Annotated in this window: 16 protein-coding genes and 1 pseudogene; 14 read left to right on the top strand and 3 right to left on the bottom strand. The window is 60.3% G+C overall.

What is annotated here, in order from left to right; all coding sequences use genetic code 11:
* Positions 1-208, top strand: a pseudogene (locus tag A3764_RS25835) (hypothetical protein); the annotation flags it as partial.
* Positions 209-218: 10 nt separating this feature from the next.
* Entirely contained in the window at positions 219-485 is a 267-nt protein-coding gene (locus A3764_RS25830; protein WP_067920144.1) for a thiamine pyrophosphate-dependent enzyme, read from the top strand.
* 95 nt (positions 486-580) lie between these two features.
* On the opposite strand, the gene A3764_RS01820 is transcribed toward A3764_RS25830, so the two are convergent.
* Genes A3764_RS01820 through A3764_RS01810 form a run of 3 tightly spaced genes read right to left on the bottom strand, consistent with a single transcriptional unit; the run spans position 581 to position 4,406 of the window.
* The gene (locus A3764_RS01820) at positions 581-2,410 is read right to left on the bottom strand and encodes a TRAP transporter permease (protein WP_150120620.1); all 1,830 of its coding nucleotides are present in this window, start codon (positions 2,408-2,410) and stop codon (positions 581-583) included.
* Entirely contained in the window at positions 2,407-3,369 is a 963-nt protein-coding gene (locus tag A3764_RS01815; protein ID WP_082850884.1) for a TAXI family TRAP transporter solute-binding subunit, read from the bottom strand. Before A3764_RS01815 ends, A3764_RS01820 begins: the two co-directional genes overlap by 4 nt.
* Entirely contained in the window at positions 3,366-4,406 is a 1,041-nt protein-coding gene (locus tag A3764_RS01810; protein ID WP_067951096.1) for an alpha/beta hydrolase, read from the bottom strand. Before A3764_RS01810 ends, A3764_RS01815 begins: the two co-directional genes overlap by 4 nt.
* Before the next feature lie 11 nt (positions 4,407-4,417).
* On the opposite strand from A3764_RS01810, the gene A3764_RS01805 reads away from it, so the two are divergent.
* The 12 genes from A3764_RS01805 to A3764_RS01745 form a co-directional block, all read left to right on the top strand.
* Complete coding sequence (locus A3764_RS01805; RefSeq protein WP_067920134.1) at positions 4,418-5,341, top strand: LysR family transcriptional regulator; 924 nt, start codon at positions 4,418-4,420, stop codon at positions 5,339-5,341.
* Positions 5,342-5,993: 652 nt separating this feature from the next.
* Positions 5,994-7,064, top strand: a complete 1,071-nt coding sequence (locus A3764_RS01800; RefSeq protein ID WP_067920132.1) for an ABC transporter ATP-binding protein — start codon at positions 5,994-5,996, stop codon at positions 7,062-7,064.
* A 4-nt stretch (positions 7,065-7,068) separates the two neighbouring features.
* Positions 7,069-7,980 carry an ABC transporter permease gene (locus A3764_RS01795; protein WP_067920130.1) on the top strand — a complete coding sequence of 304 codons (912 nt, stop codon included), beginning with the start codon at positions 7,069-7,071 and terminating at the stop codon, positions 7,978-7,980.
* Positions 7,973-8,779 (top strand): ABC transporter permease, encoded by an 807-nt coding sequence (locus A3764_RS01790; RefSeq protein WP_067920128.1) that lies wholly within the window; start codon positions 7,973-7,975, stop codon positions 8,777-8,779. Before A3764_RS01795 ends, A3764_RS01790 begins: the two co-directional genes overlap by 8 nt.
* A gap of 28 nt (positions 8,780-8,807) precedes the next feature.
* Positions 8,808-9,830 carry an ABC transporter substrate-binding protein gene (locus tag A3764_RS01785; RefSeq protein ID WP_067920126.1) on the top strand — a complete coding sequence of 341 codons (1,023 nt, stop codon included), beginning with the start codon at positions 8,808-8,810 and terminating at the stop codon, positions 9,828-9,830.
* A 106-nt stretch (positions 9,831-9,936) separates the two neighbouring features.
* Entirely contained in the window at positions 9,937-11,613 is a 1,677-nt protein-coding gene (locus tag A3764_RS01780; RefSeq protein WP_067920124.1) for an amidohydrolase, read from the top strand.
* A gap of 974 nt (positions 11,614-12,587) precedes the next feature.
* The gene (gene nadA / locus A3764_RS01770; RefSeq protein ID WP_067920120.1) at positions 12,588-13,586 is read left to right on the top strand and encodes a quinolinate synthase NadA; all 999 of its coding nucleotides are present in this window, start codon (positions 12,588-12,590) and stop codon (positions 13,584-13,586) included.
* Between the two features lie 4 nt (positions 13,587-13,590).
* Positions 13,591-13,788 carry a hypothetical protein gene (locus tag A3764_RS01765; protein ID WP_067920117.1) on the top strand — a complete coding sequence of 66 codons (198 nt, stop codon included), beginning with the start codon at positions 13,591-13,593 and terminating at the stop codon, positions 13,786-13,788.
* Complete coding sequence (nadC, locus tag A3764_RS01760) at positions 13,785-14,633, top strand: carboxylating nicotinate-nucleotide diphosphorylase (RefSeq protein WP_067920114.1); 849 nt, start codon at positions 13,785-13,787, stop codon at positions 14,631-14,633. Before A3764_RS01765 ends, nadC begins: the two co-directional genes overlap by 4 nt.
* 124 nt (positions 14,634-14,757) lie before the next feature.
* A complete protein-coding gene (gene panB, locus A3764_RS01755; RefSeq protein ID WP_067920112.1) occupies positions 14,758-15,585 on the top strand; it encodes a 3-methyl-2-oxobutanoate hydroxymethyltransferase in 828 nt (275 codons plus the stop codon).
* On the top strand, positions 15,582-16,469 hold the full coding sequence (gene panC, locus A3764_RS01750; RefSeq protein WP_067951091.1) for a pantoate--beta-alanine ligase: 888 nt from the start codon (positions 15,582-15,584) through the stop codon (positions 16,467-16,469). Before panB ends, panC begins: the two co-directional genes overlap by 4 nt.
* Positions 16,470-16,755: 286 nt before the next feature.
* Positions 16,756-17,288: TAXI family TRAP transporter solute-binding subunit (locus A3764_RS01745; protein WP_150122051.1), on the top strand; the 533-nt coding region annotated here is incomplete at its 3' end.

The raw sequence follows: 17,288 nt of genomic DNA, 5'->3' as shown, positions 1-17,288 counted from the left end.
GGCGCTCAAGGTTCTGGCCCGGTTCAAACGGATCGTGCTGGTCGGTGACCGCGCCCCCATCGGCTTCTTTGCCTATCCCGGCAAGCCTGCGCGACTCACCCGCGAGGATGCCGAGATCATTTCGCTCGCCCCGCGGGCACGGATCTGGGCGCAGCACTCGGGGCGCTCTGGACGCGCTGGCGGCTGTCATCGCCCGCGCTATTCCTGAAGACGGCATCGTGGTGGACGAATCCGTGACCAGCGGGCGCGGGTTCTCTCCCGCGACGAAGGGGGCGGCACGGCATACATGGCTGAATAACTGCGTTGGCTCCATCGGGTACGGGATGCCGCTGGCCATCGGATGCGCCATTGCCTGCCTGGACCGCAAGGTTCTGGGCCTGATCGGCGACGGCTCGGCGATGTATACCGTGCAGGCGCTTTGGACCATGGCGCGCGAGGCGCTGGATATCACGGTGCTGATCTTTGCCAACCAGAGCAAAACCTGATGATCGGTCAATGGCGACGACACTGGAAGAACCAGAATATGGAGGTGGGCGCCGACTACTACATGCACTATCGAAACCCCGCTGGTGGAGATTGGCTAAATCGCAATCCGCCAAAGGATCAGCGCGACGCCGATCGCGACCAGCAGAACGCGCCAGATGGCCCGCAACTGGCTGCGGAACCAACCGGCAAAACCGATTGTAACGAGCGCGACGCCAAAGGCGGTCGGAACAAAAGCCAACGTCGCATCCCACGCCGACCCCGCCAACAGCAGGGCGGGGTTGTAAGCAAAAGCAAAAGGGAGGACGAAAGCGGGCCAACCGAACCGCAGTGCAGCGACAGCCGTTCGCATGGGCCCAGCATCCGCAAGTGTTGCCGCGGCGAAAGCCGCTATGGCTACGGGCGGAGTGATCATCGACATCATGCCAAAATAGAGGACAAAAAGATGAGCGGATATGGGATCGATTCCCAATCTGGTCAGCGCCGGTGCGACCAGCGCGGCCAGAAGCACGTAGACCGCGATAGTAGGCATTCCCATACCAAGGACGATGGAAACTCCTGCTGCTAGAAACAGCAGTGTGAGGGCCTCGTCACGCGCGAACCCCACAAGATAGGACGTCATGCCAAAGCTAAGCCCGGTTTCATTCAAAACTCCGATCACGATACCGGCGGCGGCAGTGATAACGACGATTTGCGCAAAGCTGGTCCCTCCCGCTGCAATCGCCGCGATCAACCTGTCCGGTCGCAGCCCGGGCCGGGCGTTTGGCAGGACCAGTCCGACGAGAAGCAGAGTGGCGCTGGCGATTAATCCGGCGGTGGCAGGCTGATAACTCAATCCGAAAAGCGCCCATATCAGGACAACAAAAGGCAGTGCAAAAACCCAGCCGCGGCGCAGAACGACACCGGCGCGCGGTCTCTCCGACGCTGCCATTCCGGATATACCCTCTCGCGCGGCGGTGAGATCTGCCTGCAGGAACAGCGCAAGATAGTAGAGTAGCGCAGGTACCAGAGCGGCGATGACTACCTCGCCGTAAGAGATGTTCAGGAACTCCGCCATCAGGAAGGCCGCGGCTCCCATCACCGGCGGGGTCAACTGGCCCCCAGTGGAGGCGACTGCCTCAATCCCGGCGGCATTTTCCGCCCGGAACCCTGATCGGCGCATCAGCGGAATGGTAATCACTCCAGTTGTCGCCACGTTTGAAACAGCACTCCCCGAGATCGACCCGAAGAGCGCCGAGGCGACGATGGAAATCTTTGCCGCCCCGCCACGAAAACCACCCATCAGCGCCGCAGCAAGATCTGTAAAGAAGGCGGCGCCTCCGAGATGGTCAAGAAGGCGACCGAACGCCACAAAGACCACAACAACCGTCGCCGCGATGGCCAGCGGTGTACCGAGTATCCCCCCGGTATCCAATGCGAGTTGCGTGGACAGCCGTTCAGGCGAAATGGGCAGAGCTTGGAACTGGCCTGGTAGCGCGGCCCCCCAAAGACCGTAGCCACCGAAGAGCAGCACCACCACCGTAAGTGGCCAGCCCGCCACCCGGTAAAGCGCCAGCAGCAGTGTCAGGATAACCGCGACCGAAACCCACAACGCGTCGCTCGGATTGATCGCAGCAGCAAGCGAAAGCGCAGGGTACTGCCACGCAAGCCAAGCACCACCTGCCAGTGCGGTCCCCGCGAAAGCAAGGTCAAGAGGTCGACCGATAATTCGCGGCAGACGGTTCAGCGGAATTGTCAGAAACACATATGCGACGGCAAGTCCAAGAACCGCGGCCAGGAATTGTTCAGTATAGATGGCCAGCCGCAGCATCCTGTGAACGCCCGCGGCCCAAGCCACCGCAAGCACGACCATACTGATGGCAAGCACCGCCGCGAGCGGTCCGGCCCCCGTTCGAGGGGCCGGTATTTTTCCACGACTTTTGGTCACTCCATCAGGCCGGCTTCGCGGTAAAATCGCAAGGCGCCGGGATGATAGGTCGCGCCTTCTACCTGTACCGCCATGTCTGCAGGGTCGAAGCGACGGAAGGATCCATGGGTTTCCGCCAGAGCGGCCTTGTTTTCGTGAAGGGCTTTAACCACTGAATAAACAAGTTCGTCATCGGCACCCGCATGGGTCAATAGCGCGTACTGATAACCGATCAAATCCACCGGCGCGGTGATTTCAGGCAACCGATCCACAGGCTCCACCCGGCCGACATAGCTTCCCGGGAGCGACTCGGCGACTTTGGCAGCCGCTTCTTCCCCGTCGATAACGGAGATGAAACGAACCGGTCCCTGCGCCATGGTCTGCCGTACCACGCCAGACCCGGGGGCCAGCATAACCCCAACGACGGCCCCCTGCGCCAACAGGTTTGCTCCTTCGACGAAATTCGGCACCGGTACGCCGTCAAGATCATCAGAGCTCATCCCCGCGGCTTCCAGCACGGCGTCCTGCATCACGCCAACAAGCTGCTGCCTTGCATAGCCTATGGGGAAGGGCTTGCCGCGCAAGTCCTCCAACGATTGGATATCGCTGTCGGCAGCAACCATGATGCCCACCTCGAACGGCTGCAACATTGCGGCGACTCTGATGTCCGAATTAACGTTGCCTTCAAAATTGCCACTGCCCTGCGTGGCGAAAACCGCCTCGAATGTATTTGACGTGGAAAAATCGATTTCGCCCCGGTTGAGCGCAGGTATGAAGACTGAAGATCCCCCCTGCCCCACCGCACGCATGCTGATGTCGGTATTGTCGGACACTACTTGAGCTACGCCCGCGGCGATTGCATATCCGAGCGAGCCTTGCGGCAGTGTTCCCACCGCAACAGGGCCAGACTGCGCCAGCGCGCCAACGGCGTTGGATATGGTAATAACAGCGGCCATCGCCCCTGATCTAAACAGTTTCATCGTGATCTCCTCCTCTGTGGCTTGTTGTTCTCCGTGGTCTCAGCGTCAATCGAATGGCTCTCCCGGGGCCGGTGTCCCATTTCGTGTGGCATGTTGAGAAGGTGCTCCAACCGCTGCCCAACTTCGGAATTGGTGACCCCGAGCTGATCGGCCATCTCAAAATGATTCGCACCTTCGATTCTTGTGCAGGAAGCAAGCCGCCCCCCCCTTCCCAAAGCTGTCGCATAGGCCAGCGATTGCCGGATAAATTCCGGTGATTCCTCAGAACCGAATAAAAGATGCAGCGGGACCTTCATCTGGGCGATCCGTTCAATCGGGCTGAGCCTCTTTCGCTCGTTGTTGCTCAGGTGAATGTATTGGCGCCGCGCACTCAGCATGACTGGTTGCAGATCGTAAGAGCCACTGATGCAAAGGATTGCGCGTAATGCGGAAACGGGCAGCGCGCCACCGAAATTATATGAAGCAAGCAACGCCGCCATGTGAGCACCGGATGAATGCCCCGAGACAACGATCCCGTCGGCCCGCCCTGTTTTCACGAACCTGTCGAATGTCCAGAGTGTCGCGCGCGCAATCTGATCGAGCACATCCGGCATGCGATAGTCCGGTAATTTCCCGAACTCGGGTACGACGAACGGCACGTTCTGAGCACGCATGGAAGCGGCGATAAAACTGCAATCCTCCTTCGATTGACGATGCCACGCACCGCCATGCAGATGCAGGTGAACCACCCTGCCCCCGCCGCCGAAAAGATCGAGGGTCTCGCAGGGGTCTGGCCCATAGGCCAGTTCGCTATATCCTTTATCCGCACGGCGCAGGGGGGCGCCCCGTTTCGCCCAGCTATCCATCAGAACCGCCATGTTGGACGCCCATTCCGCTTGGGTATATGCGTGGTCAAGTTCGGCCTGAGTATAGTGCAGATATACATTCTTGGCATGGGCAGCAGCTGAAGATGGCACATCCCGTTCCTTGTTCTGCGGTGTGATCCAGTAGACCGGACGGACCAACTGCTGCCTATTGCCTTTTGAAGCTTTGCCCATAACAATTTGTAATGCTTTTGAACCATCGAGAATTGCGTGTCTTTCTTTCCATCGCCCGTGCCGGTTCCATCAACGCGGCGGCGGAGCGCATAGGGATGACACAACCAGCGCTCAGCCGATCGCTACGGCGTCTGGAAGAGACCTTGGGCGCACCGTTGTTTGACCGGCACGCAGGTGGCATGAGCCTCACCGATTTCGGCAAAACGCTACGCCGGCACGGCGAGATGATGGAATTCGAAACCTCCCGCGTGGTGGAAGAGATACGCATGCTGAATGGGGCTGCCGCAGGCTTTGTTCGGATAGGGCTGGTACCCAGCGCGATCACGACGTTGCTGCAACCGACGCTCGCAGCAATCGGCCGCACCGCCCCGCAAATTCAGGTCCAGGTCGTGGAAGGAGCGGGAGATGAGATGCTGAATGCCGTCGCCAACGGACGGGTGGACTTTGCCGTAATAGGTAGCATCAACCCCAGCTATACCCCAGATGTTATCGTCACACCGATTTGCGAAGAAGAGGTCTGCGTTCTCGGCCACCCCAGTCATCCGATCTTTGACCACCCTGAACTGGCGCTTGAAGATCTGACAAATTACCGCTGGATCCTGCCCGAGAAAGGAAACGCCATCTGGCTGGGCTTCGACGGCATATTTCGCCGGAACGGATTGACCCCGCCAACGCCCGCCGTAGCAACGAATTCTGTCCAGACCCTAAAATCCATGGTTTGCAAGGGCGGCTACCTCACGATGATGACCCGGGTGATCTTCGCTCTCGAAGAAGAACACGGGCTTGTCCGATCGGTGCCATTGCTCGAAACACGCTGGAAGCGCGAAATCGTGCTCGCACGCCGCAGTCATCATCAGGCATTGCCGGCAGAAAAACTTTTCCTTTCGAAACTGATGGAGATCGCCCGAACGCTCCCTGGCCACTCAACCCCATAGTCAGCACCCGCCTGGGCGCCGAATTCCGTATAAATCGGCCGTTCGGCGGACAAACCGATCATCTCCCGAAGCAAGTCGTCATCAGTGCTCTTTTCCATGAGCACGCCCGTCCGCTATCTGGTTGGTCATCGGGTTTGATCCTCGGTTCAGGATTGTGGTCACGACCCGACCCGACCGAGAAGCCCTAAGGCGTCATCCTGAGGTGGAAGTCATAAGCCAAGGTCGCGCCGTCAGAAATGTGATCGAATTTCCGTGGATCAACGGTCAAGCCGAAGGCCAGATTAACCACTGAAGACCTTGTAGAGAGCGATATCATGGTGAACGGGCCCGAGCATGCTCAGGGCTAGAATGCTTCCGTTCCAACACCCAAATCAAGCAAGACTCAATTTGAGAGCAAAGCGACGCCCGTTCCTTTATCGAATACTGATGCCAGATAACCCTTCCAGTGACTGGAAGCTGAATCCCCCAGTGCCAGATATATCGGAGTTCGCGGAAGTTGGCAGTTCTTCCGATCTTCCCTTTTCCAGCCCCCTGAAGCGGACGTTACGTCAATTTCTTCCTTGCACGACTCCGGAACATGGGATTAGCCTCACAATAATATGATCAAAAGATGGGTGCGACAGGATGGACCTTCGGTGGAACGGAGCGGCGCATGATTGAGATCTCCGGTGTCAGCAAGACCTATGGCACGGGAAAGAGCCGGTTCCTGGCGCTGGACGATGTCAGTGTCACGATCGCGCAGAACGAATTCTTCACCCTGCTCGGCCCTTCTGGATGCGGTAAAACCACGCTGCTGCGGGTCATTGCAGGCTTCGTCGATCCCACCGCAGGCAGCGTCACGATGGAAGGGCAAGACCTGCTTCGGTCGCCGCCGCATCACCGCCCGGTGAACACCGTTTTCCAAAGTTACGCGCTCTTTCCACATTTGACTGTGAGGCAGAATATTTCCTTCGGGCTCGAAATGCTGGGCAAGCCGAAGGACGAGATTGCCCAGACGGTCGGGGAAATGATGGCGCTGGTCCAGATGGAACAGATGGCGGACCGGGAAACGAGCCAGATCTCCGGCGGCCAACAACAGCGCGTGGCACTTGCCCGGGCCCTTGCCCCCAAACCGAAAGTCCTGCTGCTGGATGAACCGCTTTCCGCGCTCGACTTCAAGCTTCGCAAGGAAATGCAGATCGAGCTCAAGCGACTTCAGACCGAAACCGGCATCACCTTTGTCTTCGTTACGCATGACCAGGAGGAAGCGCTGACGATGTCGGACCGGATCGCGGTAATGAATGCCGGGTCGATCCGCCAGATCGGCAGCCCGCGTGATATCTACGACCACCCGGCCGAACGTTTCGTGGCGGACTTTATCGGGGATACGAATTTCCTCCCTGTGGAGGTCCTGTCTTCCGAAGGAACGGAGGCGCAGGTGCGACTGGGGTCGGGTCAACGGATCGCCGCTCGGGCCGGGGACGGACGAGAGGGTGGCGGAGTGACTCTGGCGGTACGCCCCGAACACGCCCGCATCGTACCCGAGGCCGAGGGCCTTGCGGCGGGCCGGCTGTCAAATCTTGTTTATTTCGGCACAGACACCCATTACCACGTAGACCTTGATGACGGCACGCGCTTCGTCGTGCGGGCGCAAAACAATCCGGACATGTTCCAGCACGCCGCACAGGGCGACAGGGTGGGCATCGCCTTTCCCGGCGGCGTGGGTCAAGTGCTGAGGGATTAACGGGATGAGCGATCTGGCACGCAAACGCGACCGACGCGAAGCCCGCAACCGGTGGCTCCTGCTCGCCCCGGCTTTGACGATCCTGATTTTCGCCGCGAGCGGTCCGCTGCTGATCACACTGGTTTATTCCTTCCTCACCGCCGGGGATTACGGCGGGGTGAGATGGGAATTCTCCACCGATGCCTGGTTCAATGTCTTTCTTCAGCGCGATATCTTCGATGACACGCTGAGCTTTGCCGATGCGCATCTGTCGATCTTCTGGCGCTCTGTGAAACTATCCCTTCTCACAACGATCGGGGCGATCATCCTCGGTTTTCCCACGGCCTATTTCATCGCGACCCGCCCGAAGCATCAGCGCGATTTCTGGATGCTACTGATCATTATCCCCTTCTGGACAAACTTGCTCATACGAACCTTCGCGGTAATGGAGTTGATCCGCAACGAAGGCACGCTCAACACCTTTCTCATTTCCATCGGCGTTATCGACGAACCGCTACAGATCTTGTTCACCGAAACGGCAATCATGATCGGTATGCTCTACGTCTACCTGCCGCTCATGGTCCTGCCTCTGTATGCGAGCATGGAGCGCCTCGAATTCAGCCTGATCGAAGCGGGCTACGATCTATATGCCAGCCGTTTTGCCGTCTTGCGCCGGATCATTCTGCCCTTGGTCAAGCCGGGGCTCATCGCGGGATCAATCCTCGTCTTCGTGCCCTCGCTTGGGGCCTATGTGACGCCTCGGGTCATGGGCGGGGGTAAACAGCTCATGCTGGGCAACCTGATCGAGTTACAGTTCGGACAAGGCCGCAACTGGCCCCTTGGCGCGGCCCTTTCGATCACACTTCTCGCCACCGTAATGGTGGCCCTGCTGTTCTATGTCCGGGCCGCCGGACGGGAGGAGGTCAGCCATGGCTAGGGCAACCGGCTTCGACATCCGGCGGCAATACGGCTTCACCACCATCGCCGCCATATGTTTCATCTCGCTCTACCTGCCAGTCATTCTTTTGGTGGTATATTCGTTCAACGCGGGCAGTTCCGTCGCCATCTGGGAGGGGTTCTCACTTCGCTGGTACGCCAGCGCCTGGGCCAACGAACAGGTGCAGGAAGCGACCGTCCGCAGCCTCATCATCGCGTTCTGGGCCGCCCTTATCAGTACTTCGGCGGCCGTACTTGCTGCCTTGGCCACCACCCGGGTTAGGCCCTACCGGGGATATTCGGCTGTCTTCGCGACGATAAACCAGCCCCTCATGGTTCCTGAAATCGTCACTGCAGTGGCACTGCTCATCTTTTTCGCAGGCATCAAGGTGCAGACAGGCTACACCGGGTTGGGATATCTGGTCATCGCGCATTCCGCCTTCTGCATTCCTTTTGCTTACCTGCCGATCCGCGCCCGGTTGCAGGGAATGGACCTGACGCTGGAGCAGGCGGCCTCCGATCTCTATGCCTCACCCTTTCAGGTGTTCAGACGCATTACGCTGCCCCAGCTATGGCCGGGTATCCTTGCCGGGGCCATGCTGGCCTTTGTGATCAGCCTCGATGACGTGGTGATCACCGAATTTGTCAAATCCGCAGGGCAGGATACACTACCCACCTACATGCTGGGACAGCTGCGCCGGGTGGTGACGCCCGAAGTCAACGCGATTTCTACCGTCCTGCTGGGCATTTCGGTGACCATGGTCATCGCCTTCTTCTTCGTCAGTCGAATCCGCAAGTAACCACAACCGCAAAACAGGGAGTACTGTAATGAGAAAGACATTTACCGCCATTGTCGCCGCAGGGTTCGCGGCTCCGGCCTTCGCCGAGGGCGAGTTGAACATCTATAACTGGGGCAACTACACCAGCCCCGAGATGATCGAGAAATTCGAAAAGGAATACGACGTCGACGTCACGATCACCGATTACGACAGCAACGACACCGCGCTGGCCAAGATCAAGGCGGGTGGTCACGGCTTCGATATCGTGGTGCCCTCGGGGACCTATATCCCGATCTTCGTGCAGGAGGGCCTGCTGATGGAGCTCGATCCATCGGAACTTAAAAATCACGGTAACATCGAAGATCGCTGGATGGATGTCGCCTTCGATCCGGGCCGAAAGTATTCCGTGCCATGGCAGTGGGGCACCGTGGGCGTGACTGTGAACACTTCCGTCTATGACGGTAACATCAACGATGCGGCCCTCATCCTCGACCCACCAGAGGAACTGAAGGGCAAGATCAACGTCGTGCCGGAAATGAACGACGTGATGGGCATGGCTATTCACTATGTCGGCGGCGAAACCTGCACCGGCGACAAGGAAGTGCTGAAAAAAGTGCGCGACGTACTGGTGGAAGCCAAGAAGAACTGGCTCTCCATGGACTACGGAAACATCGAGAAATACGCCAAGGGCGACCTTGCGGCCGGGGTGAACTGGAACGGTGCGTCGATGCGGGCACGTCTGCAAAACGACGATATCGCCTTCGGCTACCCGGCGACGGGATACCCCGTCTGGATGGACAATGCGGCCATCCTTTCCGATGCCCAGAACGTGGAGAACGCGAAGCTGTTCCTCGACTTCATCATGGAACCCGAAAATGCCGCGATGCTTTCCGAATTCGCCCGCTACGCGAACGGGATCGAAGGCTCGGAGGAGTTCATGCCGGAAGACATGAAGACAGCACCGGAGATCGTCGTCCCGGACGAGGTAAAGGACGCAGCCTATATCGCTGAAACGTGCCCCCCTGAAGTTTCAAAGATCTACACCCAGATCTGGACGGAACTGCAGAAGTGATGCACGGCGCGCAGCATCTGCCGGTGCTGCGCCCAGCGACGGGTTCGATGGTATACCGCGCGCCGCACCTTCCGGGCGGCGCGCCGCCAACAGGCAGATGATTTTTATGACAAAGCATCCCGACATAATCATATTCAATGGCGCGCTTCTGACATTTGACGAATCCACACCGCCGGGCGCGACTGCCATTGCAATCTCGGATGGGGTTATCCAGTCACTCGGGACGGACGCCGAGTTACGTGACCTCGCCGGCCCCCAGACCAAGGTGATCGATGCGCGAGGCGGGACGGTTATGCCCGGCTTCATCGATAGCCATGTCCACCTTTTCGGCGGCTCTGTCGAACTATCCTGCCTTGACCTTTTTGGCGTACAGGGGATGGACGCGCTCAGGGCCGCAATCGCCCCCTATGCAAACGCCCATCCTGAAGACCGCATCGTCTTCGCCGTGCAGGCCGATTACGCGATCCTGCATGATACGCGTACCCCCACGCGACAGGAACTGGACGAAGCCAGCCCCGACAGACCCTTCGCCATGTTCGCGCCAGACCATCACACAATATGGGCCAATACCGCCGCCTTGGAACTCGCCGGTCTGTTGCACGGCGGGGAAACGGATGCCGGTAGCATCATCGTCATGGGAGAGGACGGACTGGCCACAGGGGAACTGCGTGAACCCGGGGCCTATGGTCCGATCCTGAAGCTGACACGCCATGGCGGGCGCGATATGGCCGGGCTCGTCACCGGGGCTGATCCGGTGCCGACCCCGACCCCGGAACAACGTGAAAAAGACAAGGCGGTGATCGCCGAGGGTATGAAACATTGCGCCGCACAGGGGATCACCGGGCTCCACTGCATGGACGGCAACCGCTATCAGCTCGAACTGCTGAGCGAGATGGAAGCGGAAGGCACGCTCCTGTGCCGCACAGCCGTACCCTTTCACCTCAAGAGCTTCGACCCGCTTGAGCGTTTGGAAGAAGCAGAGTCCATGCGCCGCGACTTCGCCGGCGACAAGGTCTGGTGCCGCCATGTGAAGATGTTCATCGACGGTGTGGTCGAGGGCCGGACCGCCCTGATGCTGGAGCCCTACCCAGGGACCACGGACAACTACGGCGACCCGGTCTTCGAAGCCGAACATTTCAATGAAGCCTGCCGGCGCATCGACGCCATGGGAATGCAAATTGCGGTACATGCCATCGGCGACGCCGGGATCAGGCGCACCATAGACGGCTTCGAAGCCGCCCGCGCCGCCAACGGAGAACGCGACAGCCGCCACCGGATCGAACACTTGGAAGTCATGCATCCGGACGATATCCCCCGGTTGGCCGAGCTGGACATCGTAGCGTCAATCCAACCCGGTCATGCACCCTTCGGCGGCATATTTCCCCCTGGCGGGGTCGGCAAATACCTGCACGATCATCAGATTGCGGGGGCCTACCCATGGCGGCAAATCCGCGATAGCGGCGCAACCGTCATCTTCTCGACCGATTGGCCGGTGATCGGGGTGGAAGTCATGACGAACGTGAAGGCGGCGATCGCACCCATGGGCCTCGGCCCTGAATGGCCCGACCAAACACAGACACTGATTGAAACGCTCACCAGCTATACCCGGGACAATGCCTGGGCGGAATTCAACGAAGACCGCAAGGGCCGCATCGCTCCCGGGCTGATGGCGGATGTCGTTGTGATGAGCCACGACCTGAAAAAGCTTGCACCCGATCAGATTACCGATGCCACGGCTCAAACAACTATTTGCGCGGGAAAAGTGACTTTCGAGAGAGATTAAGGCTGGGAGAAAAGGGTCTGAAAAGCGCCCGATTTGGTAGAAAAGTTAAAAGAAATCGCAGGCATTTTGGCAATCTATTATGGATCAGTTTCCGGTTACCGCCTCGGCCTTGGGTTTGCAGGCTCATGGGCGCTTCTTAACGAGCCGGTCGAAACGTTATATGATGCTGTCTAGCCTGACAAATTCGGCATCGAAGCCCCCGCCTGACCAGCGCGCCCGCGTCCTCGTATTGCTCGTCAACCGGATAGGCAAGCGCTTCGAGGAATTTTTTGTAGCTCGAACCACCCGGCACCTTCGGGTCGGCAGGGTCCGGTGGGCTCGGGCAGCCGTGGATAGGTCATGCGCGGGGTGACCTCGTAGACCTCCTTGATCCGGATGGTGTGGCCCCAGTCTTCAGCGCAGTCGGAGACATAATGGATCGTTCTGGTAGCGGTCTGGATCTTGCGTACTCCAACCCGTAACCTCGCTGCAATCTCCCGCGAGAACCGGCATAGATTTCTCACACTGCTTTGCGCCCCGTCGAGCGCTCAGATTTTCGTTTTCCGGTCAGTGGCGCACCAGTCGATCTTTAGCAGGTCTACGATGGATAAATGGCTTGTTTTAAAACAGCGAGGACAAATCCGGTAGTGGCACGTGCCACTGACGCCGTCCAACGATACGACGGGCAAAAAGGTGGAGCAACATACGCGAATCAGGTGACGGCGGGTGGGGTGATCGATTCCGGGGTCCGCTCGGAATACGAATAACGTCCACTTCCCCACCCGGGCCGCTCCAAATTCCTACCGCGCTCCCACGCCTCAGCCCGTGATCGTCTGCCAATGCCTTTCCGCCACATGTTAGCGTATATCATTGCGATATTACCCTCGCTGAAACTTGTCCTTGCTTCGGTCGACCATTAGACACTTCCCAGCCGAAACCGTTCAGGTGCGGTCGCGCCCTTCGCGGCGGCCCGAATTGACTTGAAGATTCTCCCCTTGCTCGACCAGATCGCGAAGCGCGCCGAACTCGCGGATCATTACGATCTTTCCCCTTCCTTGGATATCGCGGACGCCCAGGCCGATCTCTACGCCCGAATGGACCGTGTCGTGACACCCCCGGACTGGGCGATCTATGCGCCCTATGTGGCGGCGATCAACGAGCTCAAGAAAGAACGCAACGCGGTCATTCTGGCGCACAATTACATGACGCCCGAGATCTACCACGGCATTGCCGACGTGATCGTCCAGTGCGGCGTCCATTTCATGGCCGAGACCTCGAAGATCCTGAACCCGTCCAAGACGGTGCTAATCCCCGACATGGCGGCCGGTTGTTCGCTGGCCGAAAGCATCACCGCCGAGGGCATCGCCGAGATGCGCGCCAAGTATCCCGGCGCGCCCGTGGTCACCTATGTGAACACCACGGCCGAGGTGGAGGCCGCGTCGGACATCTGCTGCACCTCGTCCAACGCGGTGCAGATCGTGCGCGGCCTGGACAGCGAAACGGTCATCATGACGCCGGATAAATATCTGGCCCGGAACATCGCCAATCTGGTGCCAAAAAAGAACATCGTGTGGTGGGATGGCGCCTGCATCGTGCACGAACGATTTACCGCGCAGGACCTGAAGGACTTCCGCGAATGGAACCCGGGCACCCGGATCATCGCGCATCCCGAATGCCCCCCCGACGTGGTGGCCGAAGCGGATTTCTCAGGTTCGACCAGCGGCATCATCGACTACGTGACGCAGCAGCGCCCGGAAAAAGCGATGCGGGTGACGGAATGTTCCATGGCCTCGAACATCTCTGTCGCGCTGCCGGAGGTGGATTTCGTCGGCCCCTGCAACATGTGCCCCTACATGAAGAAGATCACGCTGGAAAAGATGCTGTGGTCGCTTCACACGATGGAAGGCGCGGTGGAGGTCGATCCCACCGTCGCGGACAAGGCGCGTATTGCGGTTCAGCGCATGATCGACCTCTCTGCCAAGATGGCCGGCTAGGGCAATGACCCCAATCGACACGGCGATTGATACGGGCCGCGTCCTGATCGCCGCCGCCGCGCTGATGCGCCGCGAAAGCCGGGGCGCACATTTCCGCTCGGACTTTCCTGAAACAGACGGCGCAACCGGCACCCGGTCGCTGATGACCCTGCAAGACGCGCTGGCGATCCGCGACACACAGACCCGAAAGGAACCGGCATGAGCCACGTTCCCCTGCCCGACCTGATCCTTGAACCCCTGGTCCGCGCCGCGCTGATGGAGGATCGGGGCACCTACGGCGACATCACCACCCGCACGGTCATCCCCGCCGGCACCAGCTATGCCGCGCGTCTCAATGCGCGCGAAGCCGGCGTCGTGTCGGGCCTGCAGGTTGCCGCGCTGGCGTTCCGGCTCGTCGATCCCGCGCTGAAGATCACCGTGCACAAGGCGGATGGAGACACCATCGCGCCGGGCGATCTGCTGATGGAGATCACGGGCGATGCAGCCTCGATCCTGTCGGGCGAGCGGGTCGCGCTGAACTTTGCCGGGCGCATGTCCGGCATCGCCACGCTGACCGCCGCTTTCGTTGCGGAAACGCGCGGCACCGCCACCCGTGTGACCTGCACCCGCAAGACCACGCCCGGTCTGCGGATCATGGAAAAACAGGCCGTGCTGCATGGCGGCGGATTCAACCACCGCTTCAGCCTGTCGGACGCGATCCTGATCAAGGACAACCACATTGCCGCCGCCGGAGGCATCCGCCCGGTGCTGCAATCGGTCAAGGCGCAGGCGTCCCACATGATCCGCTACGAGATCGAGGTCGACCGGCTGGACCAACTGGCCGAGGTGCTGGACGAAGGCGGGGCGGATGTCGTCCTGTTGGACAATATGGATGCGGAAACGCTTGTGAAAGCGGTAGAAATGACCGCCGGTCGGGTCATTCTGGAAGCCTCGGGCAACATGAAGCTGGATCGCATTGCCGAGGTGGCGGCGACGGGCGTCGACTATATCTCTTCGGGGGCGTTGACCCATTCGGCGCAGGTTCTGGACCTTGGGCTGGACTTCTGAAGCGGAAATCCGTCGTGTACGGATATAACTTTCACGTATAGCAGCGCGCAATAATATTATGCTGCACTTGCGAAAAAATGCCCAAGCGCGTATCCCCTAGCAAGCCTGTCTCTGGAGGACCGACATGAGCCAATCCGCCCCGCAACGCAGCCTTACCGCGTCCGACATCCGCGCGCGAAAGGGCTCCGATCCGCTGGTCTGCCTGACCGCCTATACGACGCCCGTGGCCCGGCTCGCGGATGCGGAATGTGATCTGGTTCTCGTCGGCGACAGCGTCGGCATGGTGCTGCACGGACTGCCCTCGACCCTCGACGTGACGATGGAGATGATGGTGATGCACGGGCGCGCCGTCTCCCGCGGCCTGACCCGTGCACTGATGGTCATCGACATGCCTTTCGGCAGCTACGAGGAAAGCCCCGCACAAGCCTTTCGCAACGCCGCCCGGCTGATGGCCGAAACCGGGGCCGGTGCGGTCAAACTGGAAGGCGGTGCCCATATGGAAGAGACGATCCGCTTCATCGTCGATCGCGGCATCCCCGTCATGGCCCATATCGGCTTGACGCCTCAGGCGGTGAACGCGCTTGGCGGCTACAAGGTACAGGGCCGCGGTGCGGATGCGGACCGGATTGCCGAAGACGCGCGCGCCGTGACCCGCGCCGGCGCTTTCTCGGTCGTGCTGGAAAAGGTGCCCGCCGACCTGGCCGATCAGATCACCAACGAGGTCACGATCCCCACGGTCGGCATCGGGGCCTCGGCGGGCTGTGACGGGCAGATCCTGGTGATCGACGACATGCTGGGACTGTTCGATGCCTTCAAGCCGAAGTTCGTCAAACGCTATGGCGATCTGGCCAGCGACGCCCGCACCGCCATCCGCACCTATGCGGAGGAAGTCCGCGCCCGCAGCTTCCCCGCCGCCGAACATGTCTTTTCCCAAGAGGACCCCGGCACATGAAGATCATCCGCACCAAGGCCGAGTTGCGCGCCCTGACCGAAAGCTGGCGTCGCGCCGGGGAAAGCATCGGCGCGGTGCCGACCATGGGCGCGCTGCATGCCGGCCACCTCAGCCTGGTAGAGCGGGCCTGCGCCGAGAATGACCGGGTGATCGTGACGCTTTTCGTGAACCCCAAGCAGTTCAACAACCCCGAGGATCTGGCGAAATACCCCAGGACCGAAGACAGCGATGCCGAGAAGCTGACGCCATACGGTGCGGATGTGCTCTATGTGCCCGACCGTGCCCAGATGTACCCCGAGGGCTTCGCCACGACGATAACAGTGACCGGCGTCAGCGAAGGGCTCTGCGGCGGGACGCGGCCGGGGCATTTCGACGGGGTCGCGACGGTGGTGGCCAAGCTGTTCCTGCAATGCGATGCCGACCGCGCCTATTTCGGCGAGAAAGACTACCAGCAATTGCAGGTGGTGACCCGCATGGCCGAGGATCTGGACCTCAAGACTCGCGTCGTCGGCTGCCCGACCGTGCGCGAAGACGACGGGCTCGCCATGTCCTCGCGCAACCTGCGGTTGGCTGCCGGCCCGCGCGAAACGGCGTCGGTGATCGCCCGGGTGTTGGCGATCGCGGCAAATGACATCCGAAGGGGTGGAAAAGTCGCGCAGGCGCTTGGAGAGGCCAGAAAAGCACTGCTCGCCGCCGGGTTCGACAGCATCGACTACCTCGAACTGCGCAGCGACCCCGACCTGCAGGTGATGACTGAGGCCGACCGCCCCGGTCGTCTTTTCCTGGCCGCCTGGCTCGACGGTGTGCGGCTCATCGACAATGTCCCTGTTGCAGGCCCCCAGAGCGTCGAGAACGCGGAAGATCAACCGCTCGAGTCGGCCTGAGAGAGACAGGTGAGCGTTGTAGGGGCCGTGATCGTTACCGCTTGAAGGGCGATTTCAAGGCGCTGAAGAACCATACTGAAAGGACCGAACCCCATTCAGGAGTTCGGCATTCCCCGGTGCCCGTGATCATCACCGCCGAATTTCAGCGGGGACGCGCTCGGCGGAGGCGTTCAATTGACACCACAGTCTCATAATTCATAGTGTCGTCCTAAGCGATGTCATCCGGAGGCGGGGGGAGGAAACTTTCCGAAGGGTGGCGCTGACAATAATAACCGGGAGGAACATCATGAAACATCTGAAGACAGCCGCATTGGCGGTTTGCCTGACCGCAACGACGGCGGCGGCGCAGGACATCGATCTGCCGAAACAATTGTCCTGGACAGCCTATGGCACCGGATCGGCCGGCTATAACCAATCGGTCGCCATCGGGGCCGCGCTGCAGGACGCAACGGGCGTGAACCTGCGCGTGTTGCCGGGCAAGAACGACGTGTCGCGCACCGAACCGCTGCGCCAGGGGCGTGTGCAGTTCTCGGCCACCGGCGTGGGCGGCAGCTATATGGCACAGGAAGGCGTGTTCGACTTCGGTGCGGAAAACTGGGGGCCGCAGCCCATTCGCGTGCTGTTGGCCAACAACGGCGGCGCGATCAACCTCGCGGTTGGCGTCGCCGCCGACGAGGGGATCGAGACCTATGCCGACCTCAAGGGCAAGCGCGTGGCCTATATCGTCGGAGCGCCCGCCCTGAACGTTAACACCGAGGCCTACCTCGCCTATGGCGGGCTGACCTGGGATGACGTGGAGCGGGTGGATTTCGGCGGCTT

It is taken from the genome of Sulfitobacter sp. HI0129 (genome assembly GCF_001635395.1).
GTDB lineage: Bacteria > Pseudomonadota > Alphaproteobacteria > Rhodobacterales > Rhodobacteraceae > Sulfitobacter.
The sequence above is the reverse complement of the archived record's forward strand: the minus strand, read 5'-3'. Positions and strand labels throughout refer to the sequence as shown.

Coding starts and splice junctions, on each gene's coding strand:
- A3764_RS01815 (WP_082850884.1), bottom strand. CDS start 3,369: ATGAAACTGTTTAGATCAGGGGCGATGGCCGCTGTTATTACCATATCC.
- A3764_RS01810 (WP_067951096.1), bottom strand. CDS start 4,406: ATGGGCAAAGCTTCAAAAGGCAATAGGCAGCAGTTGGTCCGTCCGGTC.
- A3764_RS01805 (WP_067920134.1), top strand. CDS start 4,418: ATGCTTTTGAACCATCGAGAATTGCGTGTCTTTCTTTCCATCGCCCGT.
- A3764_RS01800 (WP_067920132.1), top strand. CDS start 5,994: ATGATTGAGATCTCCGGTGTCAGCAAGACCTATGGCACGGGAAAGAGC.
- A3764_RS01795 (WP_067920130.1), top strand. CDS start 7,069: ATGAGCGATCTGGCACGCAAACGCGACCGACGCGAAGCCCGCAACCGG.
- A3764_RS01790 (WP_067920128.1), top strand. CDS start 7,973: ATGGCTAGGGCAACCGGCTTCGACATCCGGCGGCAATACGGCTTCACC.
- A3764_RS01785 (WP_067920126.1), top strand. CDS start 8,808: ATGAGAAAGACATTTACCGCCATTGTCGCCGCAGGGTTCGCGGCTCCG.
- A3764_RS01780 (WP_067920124.1), top strand. CDS start 9,937: ATGACAAAGCATCCCGACATAATCATATTCAATGGCGCGCTTCTGACA.
- A3764_RS01765 (WP_067920117.1), top strand. CDS start 13,591: ATGACCCCAATCGACACGGCGATTGATACGGGCCGCGTCCTGATCGCC.
- nadC (WP_067920114.1), top strand. CDS start 13,785: ATGAGCCACGTTCCCCTGCCCGACCTGATCCTTGAACCCCTGGTCCGC.
- panB (WP_067920112.1), top strand. CDS start 14,758: ATGAGCCAATCCGCCCCGCAACGCAGCCTTACCGCGTCCGACATCCGC.
- panC (WP_067951091.1), top strand. CDS start 15,582: ATGAAGATCATCCGCACCAAGGCCGAGTTGCGCGCCCTGACCGAAAGC.